Origin of the sequence: Spirosoma sp. 48-14 (genome assembly GCF_001898575.1) — a bacterium.
Classification (GTDB): domain Bacteria; phylum Bacteroidota; class Bacteroidia; order Cytophagales; family Spirosomataceae; genus Spirosoma.
In genome coordinates this window covers 159,413-178,478 of sequence record NZ_MKUD01000002.1, presented here as the reverse complement: position 1 = coordinate 178,478, position 19,066 = coordinate 159,413, and the positions used below count along the sequence as shown (strand labels likewise).

The window sequence follows — 19,066 nt, the reverse complement described above, 5'->3', positions numbered from 1 at the left end:
ATGGAAAATCCAGTGCTGATTTTGGGAGCAGGAAGCCTGGGCGTGACCGCTTTAGACCTGTTTCAACGCAATAGTGTAGTCGTTTACGGCTTACTTGATGATAACAAGGACCTGCATGGTAAAGAGTTTGGTGATGTATCCGTGCTAGGCGAAACGGATGATGACGGTTTCCTGAAACTGATTGGGCAAAAGTGCGAAGCCTTTGTGGCTATTGCCGATGTGCGCGTGCGCAAGCGCCTGGTGAAGATGCTGAACGAACGGCGCAAAGTACAGCCCGTCAATGCCATTCATGATACAGCTATTGTATCGGCACTGGCGAGCATTGGTCATGGCAATTTAATTGCTGCCCGTGCTGTTATCAACCCATATGCCGAAGTTGGCCAGCACTGCATTATTCAGTCGGGTACTATCGTTGAAAGTCAGGCTAAAATCGGCGACTACGTTCAACTCGGAACAGGAAGTGTAATCAATAGTGGAGTAACTGTTGGCGAAGGGGCTTTTATTGGTACTGGCGCCACCATTGTAGCCGGTATCACAATCGGCAAAAATGCTCGTATTGGTGCGGGCTCTGTAGTTGTTGAAGATGTGGTTGCCGGGGCAACGGTATTTGGAAATCCCGCGGCAAAACTATAGGAGACACGATCCCTCGCGTCTCCTATACGTCAGTAATTCATTTGAAACAAAACCATTCGGTTAGGAGACGCGAGGGATCGCGTCTCTACTCGACATATAAAACCTCGTTGGCCAGGAAATCCTGATAAGTGAGTTCAAGGCCTTGTTTTAATTCGGTTTTGTGTTTCCAGCCCATTGCATGAAGCCGCGAAACATCCATCAGTTTGCGGGGCGTTCCGTCGGGTTTATCGGTATTCCAGCGAAGTTCGCCTTCGTAACCGACTGTTTCTTTAATCATCTCAGCCAATTCCTTGATGGTTACATCTTCGCCCGTTCCGATATTCACAAACAGTTCGTCGCTGTAATGTTGCATTAAGTAGAAGCAGGCATCGGCCAGATCATCGGCATGCAGAAACTCGCGCATGGGCGAACCGGTTCCCCAAACTTCTACCGTGGGCAGATCATTGATTTTAGCTTCGTGGAATTTTCGAATTAGCGCGGGCAGTACGTGCGAACCCTGTAGGTCGTAGTTATCGTTCGGGCCATACAGATTGGTTGGCATAGCCGATATGAAGTTACAACCGTATTGGCTCCGATAGGCTTCGCATAGTTTGATGCCCGTAATTTTGGCAATGGCATACGGCTCGTTTGTCGCTTCGAGGTAGCCGCTCAGCAGATACTCCTCCTTGAGCGGTTGAGGAGCTAATTTGGGGTAAATGCACGACGAACCAAGGAACAACAATTTCTTGACACCTGTTTTATAGGCGGAGTGAATAATGTTTGATTCAATCAGTAGATTGTCGTACAAAAATTCGGCACGATAGGTGTTATTAGCCATAATGCCACCTACCTTAGCCGCAGCCAGGAATACATATTCAGGGCGTTCCTGATCAAAAAAATCAGCAACAGCGGCCTGATTACGCAAGTCAAGTTCGGATGAGGTTCGGGAGATAATGTTGGTATAGCCTTCCTGTTGAAGTTTACGAACAATAGCAGAACCGACCATCCCCCGGTGTCCGGCTACATAAATACGAGCTTGTTTTTCCACGAGTATACGTTATAGATAAACCACCGGAAGGTCTGGTGGACAGGTTGATAAAATATTGCAATGAGGTAAATCGTTGCAAAACTAACAAACTTAGGTCTCCATTTAGTCAAATTGCCATGATTGTGAATGAATTTAAACTAATTATATACAATTTGGTAATTTCGGTAACAAGTTTATCGATTGGATGGGCGCAGCCAGCTCAAACTGCTCCGGCTTCCTTAACAACCGCATCTAAGCCTGTACTCGAATCATCGGGGGCTTCATCGTCCCCTTTTGCTCCTTTTTCCTCAGTACCTTCCTCGATGACAACCTTGGGTTTGCCTACGATGTCGTCATTGAAAGAGAAAAAAGATGCTTATGTTAATGATCTTAAAGAACAGAAGGATGCATACCTGTCAGGCATAATGCCCGACTTAGGTCTGAAAGTTAAGCAATTAAAAAAAATAAAAGCTGACCAGAAATCTAAAAATAAGCAGTCAAAAACTGAATATGAAGGATTTTCGATGGTAAAAGCGTATACGAAGTTTGGTAGTGGTGATCGGACCATCGTAGAAGAGTTTCATATATTGCGCGATAACGATGCCGCTAAGCCTTTACCCTACATTCGGGACATTTATCGGTATTACCAGAAGTCGGGCCGTGTGACTAACTCGATTGTACGCGATGAAGGCTCAGGGTTATTGTTACATGGGCCATACAAACGCTATCAGAATGGCGATCTAATAGAAGAGGGATACTATTATGCTGGAATGAAAGATGGTCGCTGGGAAAAGTACGACAGCCATTTTATGTTACTGGATAAGTCTCGTTGGCATCATGGAGTTCCGGCCGAATCAAAACTGACCTTTTATGACTCTACCCATCATAAGATTAAAGAGATTGTCCCGATGGAGTATGGTAAAATTAAAGGTACCTACATGGCCTTTCATGAGAATGGGCTACTGGCGGAAGAAGGAAAATATGAGAACGGAGTGAAAGTAGGTCGTTGGACGGAATACTATCCTATAAATCCGGGTGGCCGTCGAATGCGCCGTAAACTTACGCAACATGCCAGCAACCAGTGGGACACCGAATTCGAGTCCTATATTCTCACCGAGTGGGACGAAAAAGGGAAGGTAACCTACGAACGCTCAAAAGAAAAAGTGGTTCAGGAAGAGGAAACAGAGAATTAATGTAAAGGCGCAATTGCTTCTAGTATACGTCAGCAATGCAAAACTGTTTGAACCTTTCGGTCATAGATATCAGGGATTGCGTACCTACTTGAATTTTCCTTTAGGATCAGGTTGCTTGGCCAGAAGCTCGTTGAGGTAACTGATGTCGATGGCCGAAAAATCGAGCGAACTGGCCTGATGAAAATAATCCCAGGCTTTCGGATAATTGGCTCGTAAATAATAAACCACCGAAAGCTTTTGATAGGATAACGCATTTGGGTTTACGGTAATCGCACGCTGTAAATTCGCTTCAGCATCCGTCAGTACTTCCTCGCTCGGCTTTTCCTGGTAATGCTTGATTTCCAGGGTTGCCAGATCGGTCATAAGCACCGTATTGTTTTCGTCAATAGCGACTCCTTTCTTCATCAGCCGAATGGCTTCCGACAATTGATTTTTCTGGTAGCAAACGACACCCAGGCCCCAGTAAGCATCTGCATTTTTATCGTTGAGCAGCCAGGCCAGGTTGAAGCGGTGCGCAGCTGTGTCTAATTGTTGCTTATCGATGTAGTCCCACCCGCGATTGGCAAAGAACTCACTGGCTTCGGACCGGTTAGCGAAATTTCGGTCGCAGTCGTTCAAAAAGTGAATTTCTTCGCTAATCTGTTCGGCAGTTTTAGGCCGTTCGCCAAATAAAGGGATAGTATTGATGGCCACTCCTCCCGATGCATCTAAAGTAGATTCGGTAGGGTGAGCCAGTGTTTCTGTATGATCGTGCTCGGATTTGGATTGCCGAACCGTATCGCCCGAACGTGCCGATGTAATGAACTGCTTAGGTTGGGCTGCCGACAAAAACGGTAGCCCAAGTAAAGTCCACTGTATCAGCTTTATGCGAACGCTCATCGGAAGCATGTACTACACGCAGGTATGTGTTACGATACAACGAAACGGGAAACCAAGTTAGTACATTACAGGGAAATTACCGTCGTCCTCCCCGAGATCCTGGGCTTTTTCCCGTACTGGTTTTATGGCCTGGCGATGCCCCTGATTTGCGCTTTGTGCCGCCAGAAGCTTGCCCTTTGGCCGAAAAAGCTGTTTTCTTCGCTCCACCCTGTTTACTTTTGTTGATTAATTTTGTTTTACCACCCGGTAAATTTTTTGCTTTTTTTTCATGAAAAGCACCCAGAAAAGTAGGGTCTTCTTTCCGACGTTGTTCGTCAACCTGCCGTAACATGGCTTGCTGCTCATCGAAAGGCGTTTCAGTAACCTCTACTTCGGGAGGGAGCGGTTTACGGGGAATGGTCATGCGGATGATTTTTTCGATCTTCTGTACATGATATTCCTCGGCCATTGTCAAAAAGGTGATGGCTTCGCCCGATCGGTTTGCTCGCCCTGTACGACCAATTCGATGCACATAATCTTCATAGATTAATGGCAGGTCGAAATTGATGACATGGCTAACTTCGGCAACGTCGATCCCTCTTGCTGCCACATCAGTAGCCACCAACACCTGGATATTTCCCTCTTTGAAGGCTTCCATAGCATTGATGCGTGTATTCTGACCTTTGTTGGCATGGATAACCCGAATCTTATCAGACTCTATCACTTTGCGTGCCAGAAATTTATAGATGTTCTCGGCAGTTCCCTTGGTACGGGCAAAGATGATAACGCGCTGAAACGCGTCCTTGCTAATCAGGTAATCCAACAGGTTGATTTTAGTGCGAAAATTGGGGACTTCGTAGAGCACCTGGGTCACCATATCGGCTGTAGAGGCCTGCGGAGTGACCTCTACTTTAATAGGGGCTTCCAGAAATTCGGCCGAAAGCCGCTCTACTCGCCCGCCAAATGTAGCCGAAAACAGCAGATTCTGTCGTTTTGTGGGAATCACTTCCAAAATAGATCGAATCTGAGGCATGAAGCCCATGTCCATCATTTTATCGGCTTCGTCGAGGACCATTGTCCGAATATCTTTCGTGGCAATTTCGCCCATTCGGTACAGATCCATGAATCGGCCAGGAGTAGCCACCAGCACATCAACACCCTGCTGGAGGGTTTCAATCTGTGTTTTGGGGCCAAGTCCACCATATAAAGCGAGATGGCGTAAGCCTGTGTATTTGCCAAGTTCGCTGATAGCCTGATTGATCTGAATGACCAGTTCGCGCGTGGGGGCCAGAATCAAGGCTCTGGGGTTTGACCCCTGCGGATACTTGATTTTCATCAGCAGAGGTAACAAATAGGCTGCTGTTTTGCCCGTACCCGTTTGGGCAATACCCAACACATCATGATTGCCCAGACTTAAGGGAATCGTTTTTTGTTGAATAGGCGTGGGCTCTGTATAGCCTAGTTCAGCCACCGCATTCAGTAGTTGGCGGTTCAGGTCGAACTGCTCAAAAGAAGTAATGTCCATAAACATTATCAGTCGTTAATCGCTAATCATGGGTCAACTGTAATTTCAATAACCACGATTAATTGATGGCCAGCGACTAACGACTTTAAAACTGTTTCAATATTCGTTCTACGCCACTAACGTAACCAGAGCCAAACAGATTCACATGAACGAGTAATGGGTATAAATTGTAGATGGCTACACGTTGGTTGAAGCCACTTACCATCGGAAAGGCTTCATCGTATGCATCGTAAAAGCGCTCATCGAATCCGGCAAAGAGTTTCGTAAAGGCCAGTTCGGCTTCCCGGAAACCGTAATAAACGGCGGGATCGATCAGAACGGGCAGGCCATCTTCATTAACCAGTACATTACCTGACCATAAATCGCCATGCAAGAGGGCAGGCGGTTCATTAGGAAGTAAATTGGGCAACTGGTCGCGAAGTCGCAGCAACGCGTCGTAGGTTTGCTTGGAGAGTAATTCTTTGTAGAGCGCCAGACCTGCCTGAGGGAGCAATCGCTGTTCAAAAAAGAAATCGTAGCCGTTTTCAGTAAGTGGATTGGCCTGGGGTAGAGAGCCTATGTAATTATTAAAATGAAGCCCAAATTGTGCCTGGGTATTTGCGTGTAATGCCGCCAATCGCTGGGCTAGTGTTTCCCAATAGTTTTTGGGGCGTTTGCCGAAGTCAATGTATTCCAGAATCAGATATGATTTGCCCTGAAAATGCCCACAGCTAACCACTTCGGGAATGGGGAACGTATGGGTCTGGCGGAGTAAATCAAGCCCAATAGCTTCTACCTCGAACATATCCTGTTCGAGATGGCCATCGCTTTGATTCCATTTAATGAAGAAAACACCTTCAGTCGAAAATACACGGGCTGCGGTGTTAATATTGCCCCCAGATAGAAACTGGGTTTCCAAAACATCAACCGGTTTACCCAATGCCGAAAATAGAATGCTTTCGAAGAAGGTAAATTGTTCGTTACCCCAGAATTCCATTTATTAACAGCCGTTCTTACGAATTAACCAAAATTAGTGGATAGTTACCTAACTATGAACGATCAAATACAGCACTTATATACTATTGCTCAAAAAAATGAGCGTAGGATTATCGGACTTATGTCAGGAACCTCACTCGACGGTCTCGACGTAGCATTATGCCGTATTGCTGGAAGTGGACTAGCTACTACTGTTTCCGTAGAACGATTTGCTACGGTACCGTATCCAGAGGAGCTTAAGGCCCATATTCGGACTATTTTTGCGAAATCAGTTATCGATTTTGAAAAACTCTGTTTGCTAAATCCGTTTATTGGACGGTTGCATGGTCAGATGGTGTTGGATTGTCTTCAGAGTTGGGGCATCCAGCCGGCCGAGATCGATATTGTCGCCAGCCACGGCCAAACGGTATATCATGCCCCCAAAAGTCAGCACAGACGTGATAAGTTCCCAAATGCTACCCTGCAAATTGGTGATGGCGATCATGTTGCAGCCACAACCGGCGTTATTACCTTGAGCGATTTTCGGCAAAAGCATATTGCTCTTGGGGGCGAGGGAGCTCCATTAGCAGTATATGGCGATTACTTCATGTTCACAAAGGCTGGTGAAAACCGAATTCTGTTAAATATGGGCGGCATCGCCAATTTTACCTATCTCCCGGCCAATGGTGATGCCAATGCCGTTTTTACGACTGACACAGGGCCGGGGAACACCCTGCTGGATGCCTATGCCCGGAAGTTTCTCAATCGGCCGTATGATGAAGATGGGCAGTTAGCCGCACAGGGGCAGGTAAATATAGCCCTGATTGACGCCTTAAAAGAGAACCCGTTTTTCGATGCCCCCTTTCCTAAAACGACCGGGCCAGAAGTTTTTAATGTGCCTTATGTAGAGGATGCGCAGGTTCGTAGCCAAACCACAGGTCTATCTGAGGCTGATCTGATGGCTACGCTTGTTCAGTTTAGTGCCGAAACGATTGTCGATTCAATCAAACGGGTTATTGTTCCCGGCGAAACCTATCGTATTTACATGAGTGGCGGAGGGATGCACAACCCGGTACTAACCAAAACCTTACGGCAATTACTGCCTGATTGTACATTTGGTCGCACCGATGATCTGGGTATAGATGGTGATGCGAAAGAGGCTGTACTGTTTGCGGTACTGGCAAACGAAAGTCTGGCTGGTGGACATACCTCATTTGGTGATCGGCAGGGCGTTCCGACGGTATCGATGGGCAAGATCAGTTTTCCCAAATAACTATCCTATGCCTCACATACTCAGGCATGGTTTTGTAAATGAGACATAGAGTTATGAGCTGGCAGTTTGAGATAGGGTATATCGCAAAGCAGCGGTGGGAGAGATTCGCTGTTTTGACCTCATACAATGGGCGTTTACTGAATCAGTTTTTACATTAATGACTTTACTTTAGAAGTAGGCTCTGTCAGGTTATAATCAAATTTACATTTTTTACTACAATGAGCTTGTGGGGCTAAACCCGTCTGCAGAAACCCGTAAACAAGTACGTATCTGAGCCGATCAGATCTTTTTAGTAGTTAGTAGGAAAGCTGAGGTGGTCCTATTTAGGTACTATTGATTTGGTTGCGTACCTAGAAGTAACCAGATTCTATCTGGCTACGTTGGAAATTTTTTTATTCTTCTTGGGTGATAGTTGCACGTAATTCCGATAAACCATAAAAAGCGTAAACGTATGATGTCAACACAAAGACTGTCTATGGACGCAGCCTTGCTGATCGACCGGGAGCGAACGCTGGAACGGATCTATGCGAAAACGTATCCGATGGTGCGGCATTATGTGAAGGAAAATAGGGGCACGGACGAGGATGCTAAGGATATCTTTCAGGAAGCACTCATCACCTATTATGAGAAGGTAGTATACGACAAACTGACGTTAACATCATCAGTGAGCACTTACCTGATGGGCATTTGCAAGAATCTCTGGCGGCAGGAGTTGGGCAAGCGAGCCCGCAAAATAGGGTTAATGGATGCACCAGTTGATGAAGTCGGCGAAGAGGTTGCGGTAGACGACGAGCAGCCAACCGCAACGCTAATGGCCTTCGTTGAGCAATTGGGCGAAACCTGTCGATCGATTCTGGTCAACTTCTATTACTTCGGTCATCGGTTAGAGCAGATCGCTGAGCAGCGCGGTTACCGCAGTGTGCGCTCAGCTACAGTGCAGAAATTTAAGTGCCTGGAACGGCTGCGCAAAGCTGTAAGTCATCTGTCTGTCGACCAATTCAAATTATAAAGCTAAAGCCCATGCGTCCTCTGTTAACTGAAGTGCAACTGTTGGAGAACTACCTCAAAGGCACTTTACCCGAAGACCAGCAACTCGACGTAGAAATTCGCTTGCTATGGGATCAGGACGTACAACAGAAGCTGGCCAACCAGCAACTGGCTTATAAGACGCTGCGTCTATTTGGCCGTCGGCAACTCCGCGCGGAGTTAGAAGCCATCCACGTCCGCCTGTTCGGATAACGCAATTACCCAACTGTTTGAGAGAGCACAATGGCTTTTTACGAGCCATCGAGCTTCGTATTGCCCTGAATCGACTGTCTTTTCAGGAATCAATTTTCATCCCCTGTTTAGTTTCCTGCCTTATGTATTACCCAGAGTTTAGCCGCAGTGAGTTCCGCCGGTTTGCCGTATATCATCAACATCTGAACGGCCTTACGGTCGACCGGTATCTACACCAAGTCGACAACATGACCCGGTCGGTCATTGAAGAACGCCCGATGAACTTCCGGGAGGTCGATGTCTTTTCGCGGCTGATGGCTGACCGGATTGTGTTCATGGGCGCAGCCGTTGACGACAACATAGCCAATATCATCATCGCGCAGTTGCTGTTCCTGGAGTCGGTCGATGCTAGGAAAGACATCCTGATGTACATTAACAGTCCGGGTGGTTCGGTTTATGCTGGGTTGGGCATTTACGACACCATGCAATATATCCGGCCCGACGTGGCGACTATCTGCACCGGCATTGCCTTATCATTCGGCGCGGTCTTGTTGTGCGCCGGTGCGGCCGGTAAACGGTCGGCTCTCCCTCACGCCCGCGTCATGATTCACCAGCCACACGGTGGCGCACAGGGCCAATCGGTAGACATCGAAATCACAGCCCGCGAAATAGTCAAGCTTAGAACTGAGCTGTACGAAATCATGGCCCTTCATAGCGGCCAGTCAGCTGAAGAACTCGAACGCCGGGCCGATCGTGACTATTGGATGAAAGCCGAAGAAGCCAGGGAATATGGCTTTATCGATGAGGTGTTAGTGCGCTAATGTAGCCCGACCGGGCTGGCGATCCAGCGCCTATGTCCGGGTGTTATCATGACAACTACGTAACCGAATGGCTACCGGAACAAACGGTCCACAGCCTAACGAGCCGTCAGCCCAATCCAGGACTGGCGGCTTTTTTGTCTGGGCCAAAATAGCCTGTACACCAGCAAGATCGACCCGAATGAGTAAATAGCACTGTCCGTGCGACAGGAATCATTTTTTTTGATGAGATGTAGTTTTTGAGCAGTACGGGATACTAACTGGTAAAGTAGCAAGGGAACTAACGTACCTGAACGATGGCGAATCTGTTAGAGCAGACCTTTCTGGAGCACATTAATGGCCACCTCGGCATTGCCCATAAGGTGTGCCGGTTGTACTGCCAGGACCCGGAGGAGCGGGTCGACCTCATACAGGAAATGCTGTATCAGCTTTGGAAATCCTACCCTGCTTTCGGGGGCCGCTCCAGTTTCACCACCTGGATGTACCGGGTGTGCCTAAATACTGCCCTGACCTGGCGGAAGAAAGCTACCCGCACAAGCTGGGAAAGCCTCTCAATAAGCCACCAGCAGATACCTGAGCAGCCTGCTGACCCCAATGAAGAGCAACGGCAGTCACTCTATCGGGCCATTGCTACGTTGTCTCCCCTGAATAAAGCCATTGTGCTCTTGTACTTAGACGAGGTGAATTACGAAGAGATCGCCGACATTACCGGCCTGAGCAAATCCAACGTTAGCGTACGATTGGTACGTATCAAAAAGGAATTAGAGATCCAACTGAAGAAACAAGCCGATTTTCCCTACAATGTCAACACTTGATCAACTCAAAAAACACTGGGAGCCATCCACCAGGACGTCCGCTGCTAACGCAAACGCTTTGCTGGACGAAGCGTCACTCCGAAAAATCATTATGTCGCAGGTACGGAAGCATACGAAAGCCAGCTTCAGTTATTTCTGGGCTTCGTTTACGTTGCAACTAATGGTATATGCCCTGTGCAGCCATCTGCTCATCAAATACTGGTCCCAAACCGAGGTTCGTCTGCTAAGTCTACTGTGTATGCTATTGTATTTTCCTTTCACGCTTATGCTGATGAACAAGTTCAAGCGAGTCGCTACAGGGCGGCTTACTGGTAGAGAGTCAGCCTCGATTCATAACTATCTGGTAGAGCAGTATCAGCTAGTAAACAGCTTTTTTAACTTCAAGAAGCGGTATGAACTGATTCTGATTCCCGTAAGTACCGCCATTGGTGTTTTTCTAACGTTTAAATTATACGTGCCAGGTGGTGTGCAGGCTTTTCCGTTTGGCGCCCTCATTACGTACGCGGTCACGGTGCTCTCCTGCTACGTCGCTATTCGCGCCGAGAACCGAAAAAGCTTTGCTGAGCCACTCCAGCAACTTAAAACATTGCTTCAAGACTATCAGGAGTGACGTAAATCCAGGAGATCGCTGCCTGACTGGTGCTGTCGGATTTGTTCTATTCTCACCAAACATGGCCCAATACATTTGTCAGTCAATCGTCAAAACAACAACATGAGCAGTAAACGTCAACAAATTATCGGGTTCATGCTTCTCCTTAGCGTACTGGTTGCTTGCCGGTGCGTAGCGCAACTTAACCCGAACGTAGAGAAGGGCCAGGTAAATGTCGGCAACGCAACGATTGCTTACGAAAGTCAGGGGTCGCACAAAGTCCCGGCCATTTTACTAATTGCCGGTACGAACATGCAGCTAACTGCCTGGCCTGCTTCTTTTTGTCAGCAATTAGTTCGCCGGGGCTATCGGGTCATTCGGTTCGATAATCGGGACGTGGGCCTTTCTACAAAGTTTGATCAGGTTGGACTCCCTGATTGGGCGGCCATTGGCAAAGCGTTAGCGGAACAAAAGACTCCTCCTTTACCCTACACGCTCGATGATATGGCCTCTGATGCTGCTGGCCTGCTGGACGCACTGGGTATTAAAAAAGCGCATATTGTTGGCGTGTCGATGGGCGGCATGATTGCCCAGCGGGTCGCCTATAATCATCCTGAACACACCCTGTCGCTGACCAGTATTATGGCCGGTGGGGGTAAGCCTACTTTCCCTTTGGTGGCAAAGCCTGAACTTGCTGGACAAATTCCCCCGCCGGGAGCTGCCTCCGATACGGCGGCTTACATCAAGCGGGAAGTGCAATCCATGAAAATTCTGGCGGGCTCCGTGTACCCGTTAACCGAATTGCAGGCACAGAGACGTGTTCAGCAGGCGGTTCAGCGGGCCTATTACCCGGATGGTTTACACCGCCAGGGAGCAGCCTCTCTGGCGGGCTTCTTCGCCGGACGGCAGGAGCAGCTAAAAACAATTAAGGTCCCCACGTTGGTGATTCATGGGAGTGAAGACCCCATCGTCGTCGTTGAGGCTGGTCGCGATGTGGCCGCCAACGTACCGGGAGCCGTCTTTCAGTTAATCAACGGCATGGGACACGACCTGCCGGAGGCATTAACGGACCAGTTGACCAGCCTCATCATTGACAATGCCAGAAAGAGCAAGCGATAGATTACAGGGAAAGCCTAGAGTCAAGTTAAGTAGTGAATTTGGTAAGTCAGTAGAATCAGGCCGTTTTCATAGGGCTTACTGTCTGTTCGGATTAGCCCGACTTTAGTCTGGCTTGATCCGAACAGACGGATGCCTTCACCCAACACGACTGGATTCAGTTTGACAACTAACTCATCGATTAAATGGGCGTCCAGTAATTTGCCAGCCAACTCACCACCACCACAAAGCCAGATGGGTTCACCCGGCTGAGTTTTTAAACGCCGGACGAAGTCAGTTGCTTCTTCTGTGACCAATTGGATCAAAGCCCCCTCCTCAAAGTGCATGGACGAAGAGAAAATGTAATTTTTTAGTTGAGGGTTAATCTGCGTATAAGCGGGTTCTCCGGGCTGCATACCTAGGGCAAATCCCCACTCGTAGGTTTTGCGGCCCATCAAAACAGCTCCGTACGTTTTAATACGTTCCAGAAAATCGCTGACAAAATCGCCCTCCGTTTGAAAGCCATCGATAGACCCATCGGTATGGGCAATAAAGTTATCGAACGAGGCTGCTACATCATAAATCAGTTTACGCATGGTAGTAGTTGACTATGTCAATAGTTAAATGATCCGTCTTTTGCGAATAGGCTTTGAATAGATGGTAAATCTATAAACACGTGTACGGCTTAGTGGTTTTCCGGGCGCAGACAAGCGGCCACTACGAGCAGAATAGTCAGGAACGATGCCCCGGTACGGATCGTATGAAATTGGCTCCAGGGAAACTCAAAATCCCGGCGGTGATTCAACACGTCCGAAACAGACGCAGCTTGTACATCGAAAGCGTCCAGTGTTTCATTAAGTGGAACATTGCCGCCTATTGTGACCCCGATTACCCCAACAATATAGACGCCCGATGCCGCCAGCAACAACCAAAATCGGGCTGACACGGGTTTTGTTGACGAATAGTCCAGGTACGTACTGAGAGGAAGCAAAAGAGCCGCTCCCAAAAAGGCAGCAAAAAATACGGGGTTTTGAATGGCCCGGTTGATGGATTGCATGGCCATAATAAAGCTTGCGTCCGGCAAGCGTTTTAAGCCGGGCATTACGGCCCAGGAGAAGGCAAAAAAAAGCCCACTCATCAGGGCGGTTGTCGTGGCAGTTACGCCTAGTATAATCGTGTGCATTAGCCGTAGGTTGTTAGTAGCCTGCCCACTGCTCGTTACGCAATGGGCAGGCTGGTAAGTTCGTTCTATGGGTTTTCGATTTCTGATGCGTGAATTGAACCGGCTTCTTCGCCGGCTAAGGTTTCAGTCCACATCCCCTGGGCAATCGACTTCTGAACAAAATTGGAAAAGTCGGTAGGCTTTCGGCCTAAGGCCTGCTCGATACCGTTTGCCAACAGACTGTTACGGCCATCCATCACCTCTGTAAATAAGTAAGTCGTCAGGGCAATGGCTTCCTGGGGAACACCATACTCGGCCAGCATAGCATTATAAACCTCGATGGCTACCCGTTCATACTGAATGGATCGACCCGTAGCACCAGCAATCTCGTCAATGGCCTGAGCAAACGTCAACAGGCGAGGGCCTGTCAACTCATAGATCTTTCCGATATGTCCGGATTGAGTTAGGGCGGCAACAGCGACATCGGCAATATCATCGACGTCAATAAAAGGCTCCCCAATATCGGCTACCGGCAGTGCTACATAGCCAGCCTGTATGGGTTCCAGCAAATAGCCCTCACTGAAGTTTTGACAAAACCAGCTCGATCGTAGAATCGTCCAGTCAACCCCGGATTGTATAACCACCTGCTCGCATTCCTGGGCTTCAGGTTCCCCCCGACCCGATAAAAGCACGAAGTGCTGTACCCCGTTGTTAACGGCAAGCTGAGTAAAGTCACGGATTGCATCGACCGCTCCGGGAACCGCCAGATCCGGTTGGTAAGCAATGTATACGGTATTAATGTCCTGTAAAACAGGTGTCCACGTGGATTGGTCCAGCCAGTCGAAGGGGATCTCGGCCGATCGAGACCCTACACGAACAGCTAAGCCCTGGTCCATTAGTTGCTGAACGATCCGGCTGCCCGTTTTTCCTGTACCGCCTAAAACCAGTATCTTCATTTTGTCCTGCGCCATCCTTTTGCTTTTTAGATTGTGAACTTGTTTTCGGGCAAAAGTAGCTGGCTGACATACCGCAGGATAGAACAAAACCGACAGGGTATGATTTAGCTGATTAATGAAGGGATTTCATTGAATGTATGATAGGGCTGTTGCTGATACTGTGAAGGCGTATAGCCGGTAAATTCTCTGAAGGAACGAATAAAGTGAGATTGGTCAGCATAACCGTTCTCGTAAGCAACATCCGAAAGCTTCATCAGCTTCCCTTCATTTAGCTGAGTAAGCGAAGCCTGGAATCGACACAGGCGGGCAAATAATTTGGGAGGAATTCCCACCTGATGCGCGAATTTCCGCTCCAGGCTACGCTCAGTGATTCGGAGTGAACGGTGTAAATCGGGCAGAAAAATAGTTCCTTTCGACGCAATGAGTTGGGTCAGCACATGGGTTGTTAGCTCGTCGATGGGTTTGTTCATTCGTCTTATCTGTCTGATAAGAAAACCGGAAAGAAGCTCGATCTGTCCCGAAACCGAAGGGGTATGTACTAATTGATCAACCAAGCCGGTCGATATAAGCTTTATATCTAAACACCCGTCCGTTAATTCACGGGCATTCAACCCGAATAGCGATGGCAGGGAATGAGGCTGCAAGCAAACGCCAATCGTCTTGAACCGGCCGAGCATATAGATAGCCGTTCGCTTTATGGTTTGCCCGTAAGCGAATAATTCAGGCATTGGTGTGCCATCCTGATCATAGAAACGCCCTTCATCAGACCGCTGAAACAGAAGGCCCGGACAACCATCTACCAGGGGACCGAAGCTTTGGGGAGTCCGGTTGGCCATAGGGCTTTCCATCGTCCAGAAGCAGCGAACATAGGTACTAAGATAGGCAGGTGGCTGATATTGACAATATTGCATCGTTGAGAGATTCGCTTGTTCTGGTTTATAGATTAAATGTTCACCTAAATGGCCTAAGAATCAAGAAAAGCTTGATAGACGGTTATAGGCTGGTCATGGGTAGCGCCTATTGGTGACTAGAATCGATGGATATCGGGCAAGCCGGTAACTTACTTAACAGAACTGTCGGTTTTGTTCTATTTACCCGCTAGTAGCAACACTACTTTTGCGAGCTGTAAACACTCAACGTATGTACAACTCTAGTAAACAGTGGCTTTCCTTTTTTGTTATTGGCCTTCTAACGATAACGAGTGTAAAGCTCAACGGGCAACACCTGGAAAAAATTAAACGCATTGAATTGGAGGCTGATCCCATTGCTTTCATCTTCAGTGGCTATTCCATTCATGTTGGCTATCTGGTTAATCACTGGCGATTTGATGTCGGGACTTTTGGTATAAAGCAGCCTTCGTTTGCTACTACGAATCAAAACTTTTCAGTGTTTAGTTCGGGGGTTGGCCTAAAAGCAGACTACCTGCTGAAGCTGGAACGGGGACTGTTTTTTGGCGTTCAAGCCGACTACGGAACCGATAAAATCAGTCTTAAGACATCCAGAGAATCGAACTCACTGAGTGGTTTTGTGATGGGCATACGTAGCGGTTACCGTTTATGCTTGGCCAATCGACAGCTCATTACCGAGGCTTATACGTAGTTCCATGGGTTGCTTTACTGTATACCCCAGGTGCTTCCTCGCTTGTTCAACAAAATCAGATTTATAGCCAGTCCAAATGGTCTATTTTTCCTACTGTGCATTTGGGTTATCGTTTTGGTTGCGCTAAGCGGTAGGGTATTACTTATTTTATACGTTTCCTGAAAATAGAAGACAATTGGTACGATAAAAAAACAGATTATCCTGCGATAAAGAGATTAAAAAGGAATTTTTGACATGTTATATAACGATAAGGTTATACTTCGGCCCCTGACGGTGAAAGATGCGGATTTTTTCTACGAACTAAATGCGCACCCGGCATTGATTGCAAACGTTGACGAAAGCCCTTTTTTGCCGAATGAAATACCAACGGAATTTACAGAGCGAATTAGTGCTCTCTGCGACTATATTTTTACCGTACGAACAACCGAAAAACCAAACGTACTTATTGGCGATTGTGCTTTACACCATTGGGACCAGCAAAATAAGGAAGTTGTTATAGGCGGGTCGCTGGTTCCTGACTACTGGGGAAAGGGTTATATGCAGGCTGCCTTTAACTTGTTGGCAGAAATTGCCAAACAGGAATTAGGTGTAAAAGCATTAGTTGGATGTACAAAAACAAAGAATACTAAAGCCATACGGCTTGTTGAAAAAATGGGTTTTGTGAAATACCAATTTGATGAGCAAAACACAGTAATGAGAAAAGAAATTTAGCGAAGAATTACGGATACCTCTCTTGGCAAATTGAATCTGTACAAAACAGGTGAACGTATCTTTTAACTTAATTTTCGATTCCTGAAAACCATGACCAGCGTATTAGTAAATCGGTTTTTAGCGTAGACCAATTAGACTATGGACCATTATGCATTTGCAGACGACTGGATTGCCTCGTGGAATGCCCACGATCTGACGGCTATATTAGCGCACTATGCGAATGATATAGAGATTTTTACGCTAATGATCAAGCTGGCTACGGGCGGTACTCAGGATTCATTGGTTGGTAAAGAAGCCATCGGTGCTTACTGGCAGAAAGCGCTGGATAATATTCCTGGCCTACATTTTAAGCTGCTGGAGGTGACCGCAGGGGTAAATTCGGTGGCACTTTATTACGAATCAGTGATGAATAAAAAAGCCATTGAAGTCATGTTTTTCGATGATCAGGGGAAAGTAAACCGTATGTTCTCCTATTACACGTAATCTGATTTATCTCAACGTAGTATTTGGTGGAATCCGTTAGGCATGAGGTCGCCATCGGCTACCAGCTGGTTAGCCGGTTCATCTTACTCACTAGTGGGTTACCCGCACCTTTACTGGTTCTACGGCGCTGGCTGCCGCGTGGCGCCCCATCGGCTGCCATCTTAGATAGGTAAGCGATCGCCAAACCCACTCAAAGGGACCATACCGAAAGTGTTTCAGCCACCAATGGCTCACTAAAAGCTGGAAGCCAAACATAGGTATCGCGAGCGAAGCGGCTATCGTTACACTCACCTGGCTCATTAGGCCTAATCCATACCCATAAAAAATCAAAGTACCCATCAGCGATTGGAGCACATAATGGGTTAAGGCCATTTGGCCAACCCTACTCAACCATGCGACAAATCGCGTGGAGCGGTACCGATAAAGCAGTAAGGTGAAACCTGCTATATATCCCACCGTTAAGCCTGCTTTTGCCGTGTCATGTAAAAGCGGAACTACTTGGCTCATCAAAAGAGTTGGAAATCTGTAGAGCCTGGAAGCAACGATCATACAGACATACAAGCTACCGACGGCCACGATCAGTAAACCGACGTACAAGAATAGTCGTTTGGTAAATGACTGATAGCGGTCCAGGTATTGGAAATACTGTTTGCGACCGGCAAACAGGCCTAACAAAAAAAACCAAGGGTTACACTGAGCCGCCCACCGTAAAGCTGATAGTTCATCTTATAGGCATAATCCTGTAGGTTAGCCTGGGCTACATCAGCATAGCTCCCTTGTAAAAGTATAGTATATAGCGTCTCCACTCGATGAGCCTCTTGTTTCTGCTGGTTTTTTAAAAAAGCTTCTGTTTGGCGCGTTGCATGGATATGGGCATAGGTATCCTGAACTCGGCCAGGCATATTGACCATCAGTAAACAGGCAAAACCAAGAATAAGCGGTAAGGGGGCCTTTTGGAACAGGAGCAGAATAAATCCCAGTCCTGCATAAATCGTTAATATATCACCCCGCCAGTGCAGTTGATGTAAGAAGCCAATCCCTCCTAAAAGAATAAGACGCCAGCAGAACCGACGCAGAAATGCGGACTTTGGCACCTTATTGCGCGTCAGCATCAAGGCAAAACTGAGACCAAATAGGAAGGAAAATAAGGTATAAAATTTACCGGCGAAAAAGAAGTTAATGATTAACCTGACCCCTGCATCGACAGGATGACTCGCTGCCATCTGATAAGTCCTGTTAGGCAGAGTTCCCCCATCAAACCAGTTGGCGGCATGGACGAGTAAAATGCCAAATAAAGCAATGCCCCGCAGAGCATCAACTACTTCAATTCGTTTCATGAGAGTGGCCAGTGTTGACTAACCGTTAACGAGGTAATAAAACCGAAGCTATGGGGCGAGTGGAAGACTCTACCGCGTATGGAAAGCTTGTTAAAGGGGGATTTGGGGCGTCTCCGAACGAAGGATTTGATCCAGTATAGGAGGTCACTTACCCCTCATCCTGACGTTGAGGATGCCGAGAAGTGGTCGTTGAGTCCTGAACTAATAACCAGAGATAGACGCTCCGTTTAGGAATTATTTGCGCCATCCAGTCAGTTACATCATATATAAAGACTATTCATTCTAAGTCAAGTCACATTAAATTAGGATGCACATCCAGTCGGATAGCCTGTGCAGGAGGATAGAGGAGCCGCCAATAAGGACTTACTGAAACTTGTATGCTAGCCCGTAAGAATGTTGACTTGAAAATTCTCAAAATAAGCTCTCGCTTGAGACGACTTTGTAGCCCGCCGGCCAAACGACGAATTTTGTGCTTTTCCGCAGAACTACCCATAAACATATTTTTATGATAGAAACAATAAAAATGTTTACTTTGAATTGTATCTATTTTCAATCTTATTATGTCTCACAAACAGGTCAAATCAATTTTTGTCCAAGCTTGCATAGTAGCTTGTAGCGTGATAATCTTAACTGGTTGTGCAACTGTATTTGGTGGCCCCCGTACTAGCTACCAAGTCACCAAACCACGTGATGGAGAACCACAACGAGAAGTACGAGTAGGAGCTTTGATTGCTGACATTATTTTATTTTGGCCAGGTACTATTGTCGATTTTGCTACAGGAGCAATCTACAGACCATCTCCTCTTAAACCTCCGTACATCAAATCTTCGAATACCCAGTC

At 47.2% G+C, this 19,066-nt stretch carries 22 protein-coding genes; 12 read left to right on the top strand and 10 right to left on the bottom strand.

The features are described 5' to 3' along the window. Positions 1–633 (top strand): acetyltransferase, encoded by a 633-nt coding sequence (locus tag BGO59_RS03915; RefSeq protein ID WP_293680834.1) that lies wholly within the window; start codon positions 1–3, stop codon positions 631–633. Between the two features lie 85 nt (positions 634–718). Here the strand turns inward: BGO59_RS03915 and BGO59_RS03910 are convergent, their stop codons facing one another. Then, positions 719–1,660 (bottom strand): GDP-L-fucose synthase, encoded by a 942-nt coding sequence (locus BGO59_RS03910; protein WP_293680831.1) that lies wholly within the window; start codon positions 1,658–1,660, stop codon positions 719–721. A 326-nt stretch (positions 1,661–1,986) separates the two neighbouring features. Between BGO59_RS03910 and BGO59_RS03905 the strand changes: the two genes are divergently transcribed. Then, positions 1,987–2,832, top strand: coding sequence for a hypothetical protein (locus BGO59_RS03905; RefSeq protein ID WP_293680828.1), 846 nt, complete (start codon positions 1,987–1,989; stop codon positions 2,830–2,832). Between the two features lie 84 nt (positions 2,833–2,916). On the opposite strand, the gene BGO59_RS03900 is transcribed toward BGO59_RS03905, so the two are convergent. The 3 genes from BGO59_RS03900 to BGO59_RS03890 form a co-directional block, all read right to left on the bottom strand. Further along, a complete protein-coding gene (locus tag BGO59_RS03900; RefSeq protein ID WP_293680825.1) occupies positions 2,917–3,711 on the bottom strand; it encodes a tetratricopeptide repeat protein in 795 nt (264 codons plus the stop codon). A 76-nt stretch (positions 3,712–3,787) separates the two neighbouring features. Continuing rightward, entirely contained in the window at positions 3,788–5,215 is a 1,428-nt protein-coding gene (locus BGO59_RS03895; protein WP_293680822.1) for a DEAD/DEAH box helicase, read from the bottom strand. 85 nt (positions 5,216–5,300) lie between these two features. Continuing rightward, positions 5,301–6,191 (bottom strand): fructosamine kinase family protein, encoded by an 891-nt coding sequence (locus tag BGO59_RS03890; RefSeq protein WP_293680819.1) that lies wholly within the window; start codon positions 6,189–6,191, stop codon positions 5,301–5,303. Between the two features lie 54 nt (positions 6,192–6,245). Here BGO59_RS03890 and BGO59_RS03885 point away from each other — a divergent pair, with 54 nt between their 5' ends. From BGO59_RS03885 to BGO59_RS03855, 7 genes are all read left to right on the top strand, one after another. After that, positions 6,246–7,442 carry an anhydro-N-acetylmuramic acid kinase gene (locus BGO59_RS03885; protein WP_293680816.1) on the top strand — a complete coding sequence of 399 codons (1,197 nt, stop codon included), beginning with the start codon at positions 6,246–6,248 and terminating at the stop codon, positions 7,440–7,442. 475 nt (positions 7,443–7,917) lie between these two features. Beyond that, the gene (locus BGO59_RS03880; RefSeq protein WP_293680813.1) at positions 7,918–8,451 is read left to right on the top strand and encodes a sigma-70 family RNA polymerase sigma factor; all 534 of its coding nucleotides are present in this window, start codon (positions 7,918–7,920) and stop codon (positions 8,449–8,451) included. A gap of 11 nt (positions 8,452–8,462) precedes the next feature. Further along, the gene (locus tag BGO59_RS03875; RefSeq protein WP_293680810.1) at positions 8,463–8,681 is read left to right on the top strand and encodes a hypothetical protein; all 219 of its coding nucleotides are present in this window, start codon (positions 8,463–8,465) and stop codon (positions 8,679–8,681) included. A 122-nt stretch (positions 8,682–8,803) separates the two neighbouring features. Continuing rightward, the gene (locus tag BGO59_RS03870) at positions 8,804–9,481 is read left to right on the top strand and encodes a ClpP family protease (RefSeq protein WP_293681164.1); all 678 of its coding nucleotides are present in this window, start codon (positions 8,804–8,806) and stop codon (positions 9,479–9,481) included. Between the two features lie 293 nt (positions 9,482–9,774). Further along, positions 9,775–10,293 (top strand): RNA polymerase sigma factor, encoded by a 519-nt coding sequence (locus BGO59_RS03865; protein WP_293680807.1) that lies wholly within the window; start codon positions 9,775–9,777, stop codon positions 10,291–10,293. Then, positions 10,280–10,903: a hypothetical protein gene (locus tag BGO59_RS03860; protein WP_293680804.1), complete on the top strand. Its 624-nt coding sequence runs from the start codon at positions 10,280–10,282 to the stop codon at positions 10,901–10,903. The genes BGO59_RS03865 and BGO59_RS03860 overlap by 14 nt, the downstream gene beginning before the upstream one ends. Before the next feature lie 135 nt (positions 10,904–11,038). Then, the gene (locus BGO59_RS03855; RefSeq protein ID WP_293680801.1) at positions 11,039–12,001 is read left to right on the top strand and encodes an alpha/beta hydrolase; all 963 of its coding nucleotides are present in this window, start codon (positions 11,039–11,041) and stop codon (positions 11,999–12,001) included. A 20-nt stretch (positions 12,002–12,021) separates the two neighbouring features. On the opposite strand, the gene BGO59_RS03850 is transcribed toward BGO59_RS03855, so the two are convergent. From BGO59_RS03850 to BGO59_RS03835, 4 genes are all read right to left on the bottom strand, one after another. Beyond that, positions 12,022–12,573 carry a dihydrofolate reductase family protein gene (locus tag BGO59_RS03850; protein ID WP_293680798.1) on the bottom strand — a complete coding sequence of 184 codons (552 nt, stop codon included), beginning with the start codon at positions 12,571–12,573 and terminating at the stop codon, positions 12,022–12,024. 89 nt (positions 12,574–12,662) lie between these two features. Next, positions 12,663–13,160, bottom strand: coding sequence for a DUF1772 domain-containing protein (locus BGO59_RS03845; protein WP_293680795.1), 498 nt, complete (start codon positions 13,158–13,160; stop codon positions 12,663–12,665). A gap of 65 nt (positions 13,161–13,225) precedes the next feature. After that, positions 13,226–14,095, bottom strand: coding sequence for an NAD(P)H-binding protein (locus BGO59_RS03840; protein WP_293680792.1), 870 nt, complete (start codon positions 14,093–14,095; stop codon positions 13,226–13,228). A gap of 104 nt (positions 14,096–14,199) precedes the next feature. Further along, positions 14,200–15,006: a helix-turn-helix domain-containing protein gene (locus BGO59_RS03835; RefSeq protein ID WP_293680789.1), complete on the bottom strand. Its 807-nt coding sequence runs from the start codon at positions 15,004–15,006 to the stop codon at positions 14,200–14,202. A 229-nt stretch (positions 15,007–15,235) separates the two neighbouring features. Here BGO59_RS03835 and BGO59_RS03830 point away from each other — a divergent pair, with 229 nt between their 5' ends. The 3 genes from BGO59_RS03830 (at position 15,236) to BGO59_RS03820 (ending at position 16,888) form a co-directional block, all read left to right on the top strand. Beyond that, positions 15,236–15,694, top strand: coding sequence for a hypothetical protein (locus BGO59_RS03830; protein ID WP_293680786.1), 459 nt, complete (start codon positions 15,236–15,238; stop codon positions 15,692–15,694). 234 nt (positions 15,695–15,928) lie between these two features. Beyond that, the gene (locus BGO59_RS03825) at positions 15,929–16,405 is read left to right on the top strand and encodes a GNAT family N-acetyltransferase (RefSeq protein WP_293680783.1); all 477 of its coding nucleotides are present in this window, start codon (positions 15,929–15,931) and stop codon (positions 16,403–16,405) included. Between the two features lie 138 nt (positions 16,406–16,543). After that, positions 16,544–16,888 carry a nuclear transport factor 2 family protein gene (locus BGO59_RS03820; protein WP_293680780.1) on the top strand — a complete coding sequence of 115 codons (345 nt, stop codon included), beginning with the start codon at positions 16,544–16,546 and terminating at the stop codon, positions 16,886–16,888. Between the two features lie 90 nt (positions 16,889–16,978). Here BGO59_RS03820 and BGO59_RS03815 read toward each other — a convergent pair whose 3' ends face one another. Together BGO59_RS03815 and BGO59_RS03810 are read right to left on the bottom strand one after the other, a co-directional pair. Continuing rightward, positions 16,979–17,563, bottom strand: a complete 585-nt coding sequence (locus BGO59_RS03815; RefSeq protein WP_293680777.1) for a DUF418 domain-containing protein — start codon at positions 17,561–17,563, stop codon at positions 16,979–16,981. Continuing rightward, positions 17,557–18,225 (bottom strand): hypothetical protein, encoded by a 669-nt coding sequence (locus tag BGO59_RS03810; protein WP_293680774.1) that lies wholly within the window; start codon positions 18,223–18,225, stop codon positions 17,557–17,559. The genes BGO59_RS03815 and BGO59_RS03810 overlap by 7 nt, the downstream gene beginning before the upstream one ends. Positions 18,226–19,066: the final 841 nt, after the last annotated feature.

Coding starts and splice junctions, on each gene's coding strand:
- BGO59_RS03915 (WP_293680834.1), top strand. CDS start 1: ATGGAAAATCCAGTGCTGATTTTGGGAGCAGGAAGCCTGGGCGTGACC.
- BGO59_RS03905 (WP_293680828.1), top strand. CDS start 1,987: ATGTCGTCATTGAAAGAGAAAAAAGATGCTTATGTTAATGATCTTAAA.
- BGO59_RS03900 (WP_293680825.1), bottom strand. CDS start 3,711: ATGAGCGTTCGCATAAAGCTGATACAGTGGACTTTACTTGGGCTACCG.
- BGO59_RS03895 (WP_293680822.1), bottom strand. CDS start 5,215: ATGGACATTACTTCTTTTGAGCAGTTCGACCTGAACCGCCAACTACTG.
- BGO59_RS03890 (WP_293680819.1), bottom strand. CDS start 6,191: ATGGAATTCTGGGGTAACGAACAATTTACCTTCTTCGAAAGCATTCTA.
- BGO59_RS03885 (WP_293680816.1), top strand. CDS start 6,246: ATGAACGATCAAATACAGCACTTATATACTATTGCTCAAAAAAATGAG.
- BGO59_RS03880 (WP_293680813.1), top strand. CDS start 7,918: ATGGACGCAGCCTTGCTGATCGACCGGGAGCGAACGCTGGAACGGATC.
- BGO59_RS03875 (WP_293680810.1), top strand. CDS start 8,463: ATGCGTCCTCTGTTAACTGAAGTGCAACTGTTGGAGAACTACCTCAAA.
- BGO59_RS03870 (WP_293681164.1), top strand. CDS start 8,804: ATGTATTACCCAGAGTTTAGCCGCAGTGAGTTCCGCCGGTTTGCCGTA.
- BGO59_RS03865 (WP_293680807.1), top strand. CDS start 9,775: ATGGCGAATCTGTTAGAGCAGACCTTTCTGGAGCACATTAATGGCCAC.
- BGO59_RS03860 (WP_293680804.1), top strand. CDS start 10,280: ATGTCAACACTTGATCAACTCAAAAAACACTGGGAGCCATCCACCAGG.
- BGO59_RS03855 (WP_293680801.1), top strand. CDS start 11,039: ATGCTTCTCCTTAGCGTACTGGTTGCTTGCCGGTGCGTAGCGCAACTT.
- BGO59_RS03850 (WP_293680798.1), bottom strand. CDS start 12,573: ATGCGTAAACTGATTTATGATGTAGCAGCCTCGTTCGATAACTTTATT.
- BGO59_RS03845 (WP_293680795.1), bottom strand. CDS start 13,160: ATGCACACGATTATACTAGGCGTAACTGCCACGACAACCGCCCTGATG.
- BGO59_RS03840 (WP_293680792.1), bottom strand. CDS start 14,095: ATGAAGATACTGGTTTTAGGCGGTACAGGAAAAACGGGCAGCCGGATC.
- BGO59_RS03835 (WP_293680789.1), bottom strand. CDS start 15,006: ATGCAATATTGTCAATATCAGCCACCTGCCTATCTTAGTACCTATGTT.
- BGO59_RS03830 (WP_293680786.1), top strand. CDS start 15,236: ATGTACAACTCTAGTAAACAGTGGCTTTCCTTTTTTGTTATTGGCCTT.
- BGO59_RS03825 (WP_293680783.1), top strand. CDS start 15,929: ATGTTATATAACGATAAGGTTATACTTCGGCCCCTGACGGTGAAAGAT.
- BGO59_RS03820 (WP_293680780.1), top strand. CDS start 16,544: ATGGACCATTATGCATTTGCAGACGACTGGATTGCCTCGTGGAATGCC.
- BGO59_RS03810 (WP_293680774.1), bottom strand. CDS start 18,225: ATGAAACGAATTGAAGTAGTTGATGCTCTGCGGGGCATTGCTTTATTT.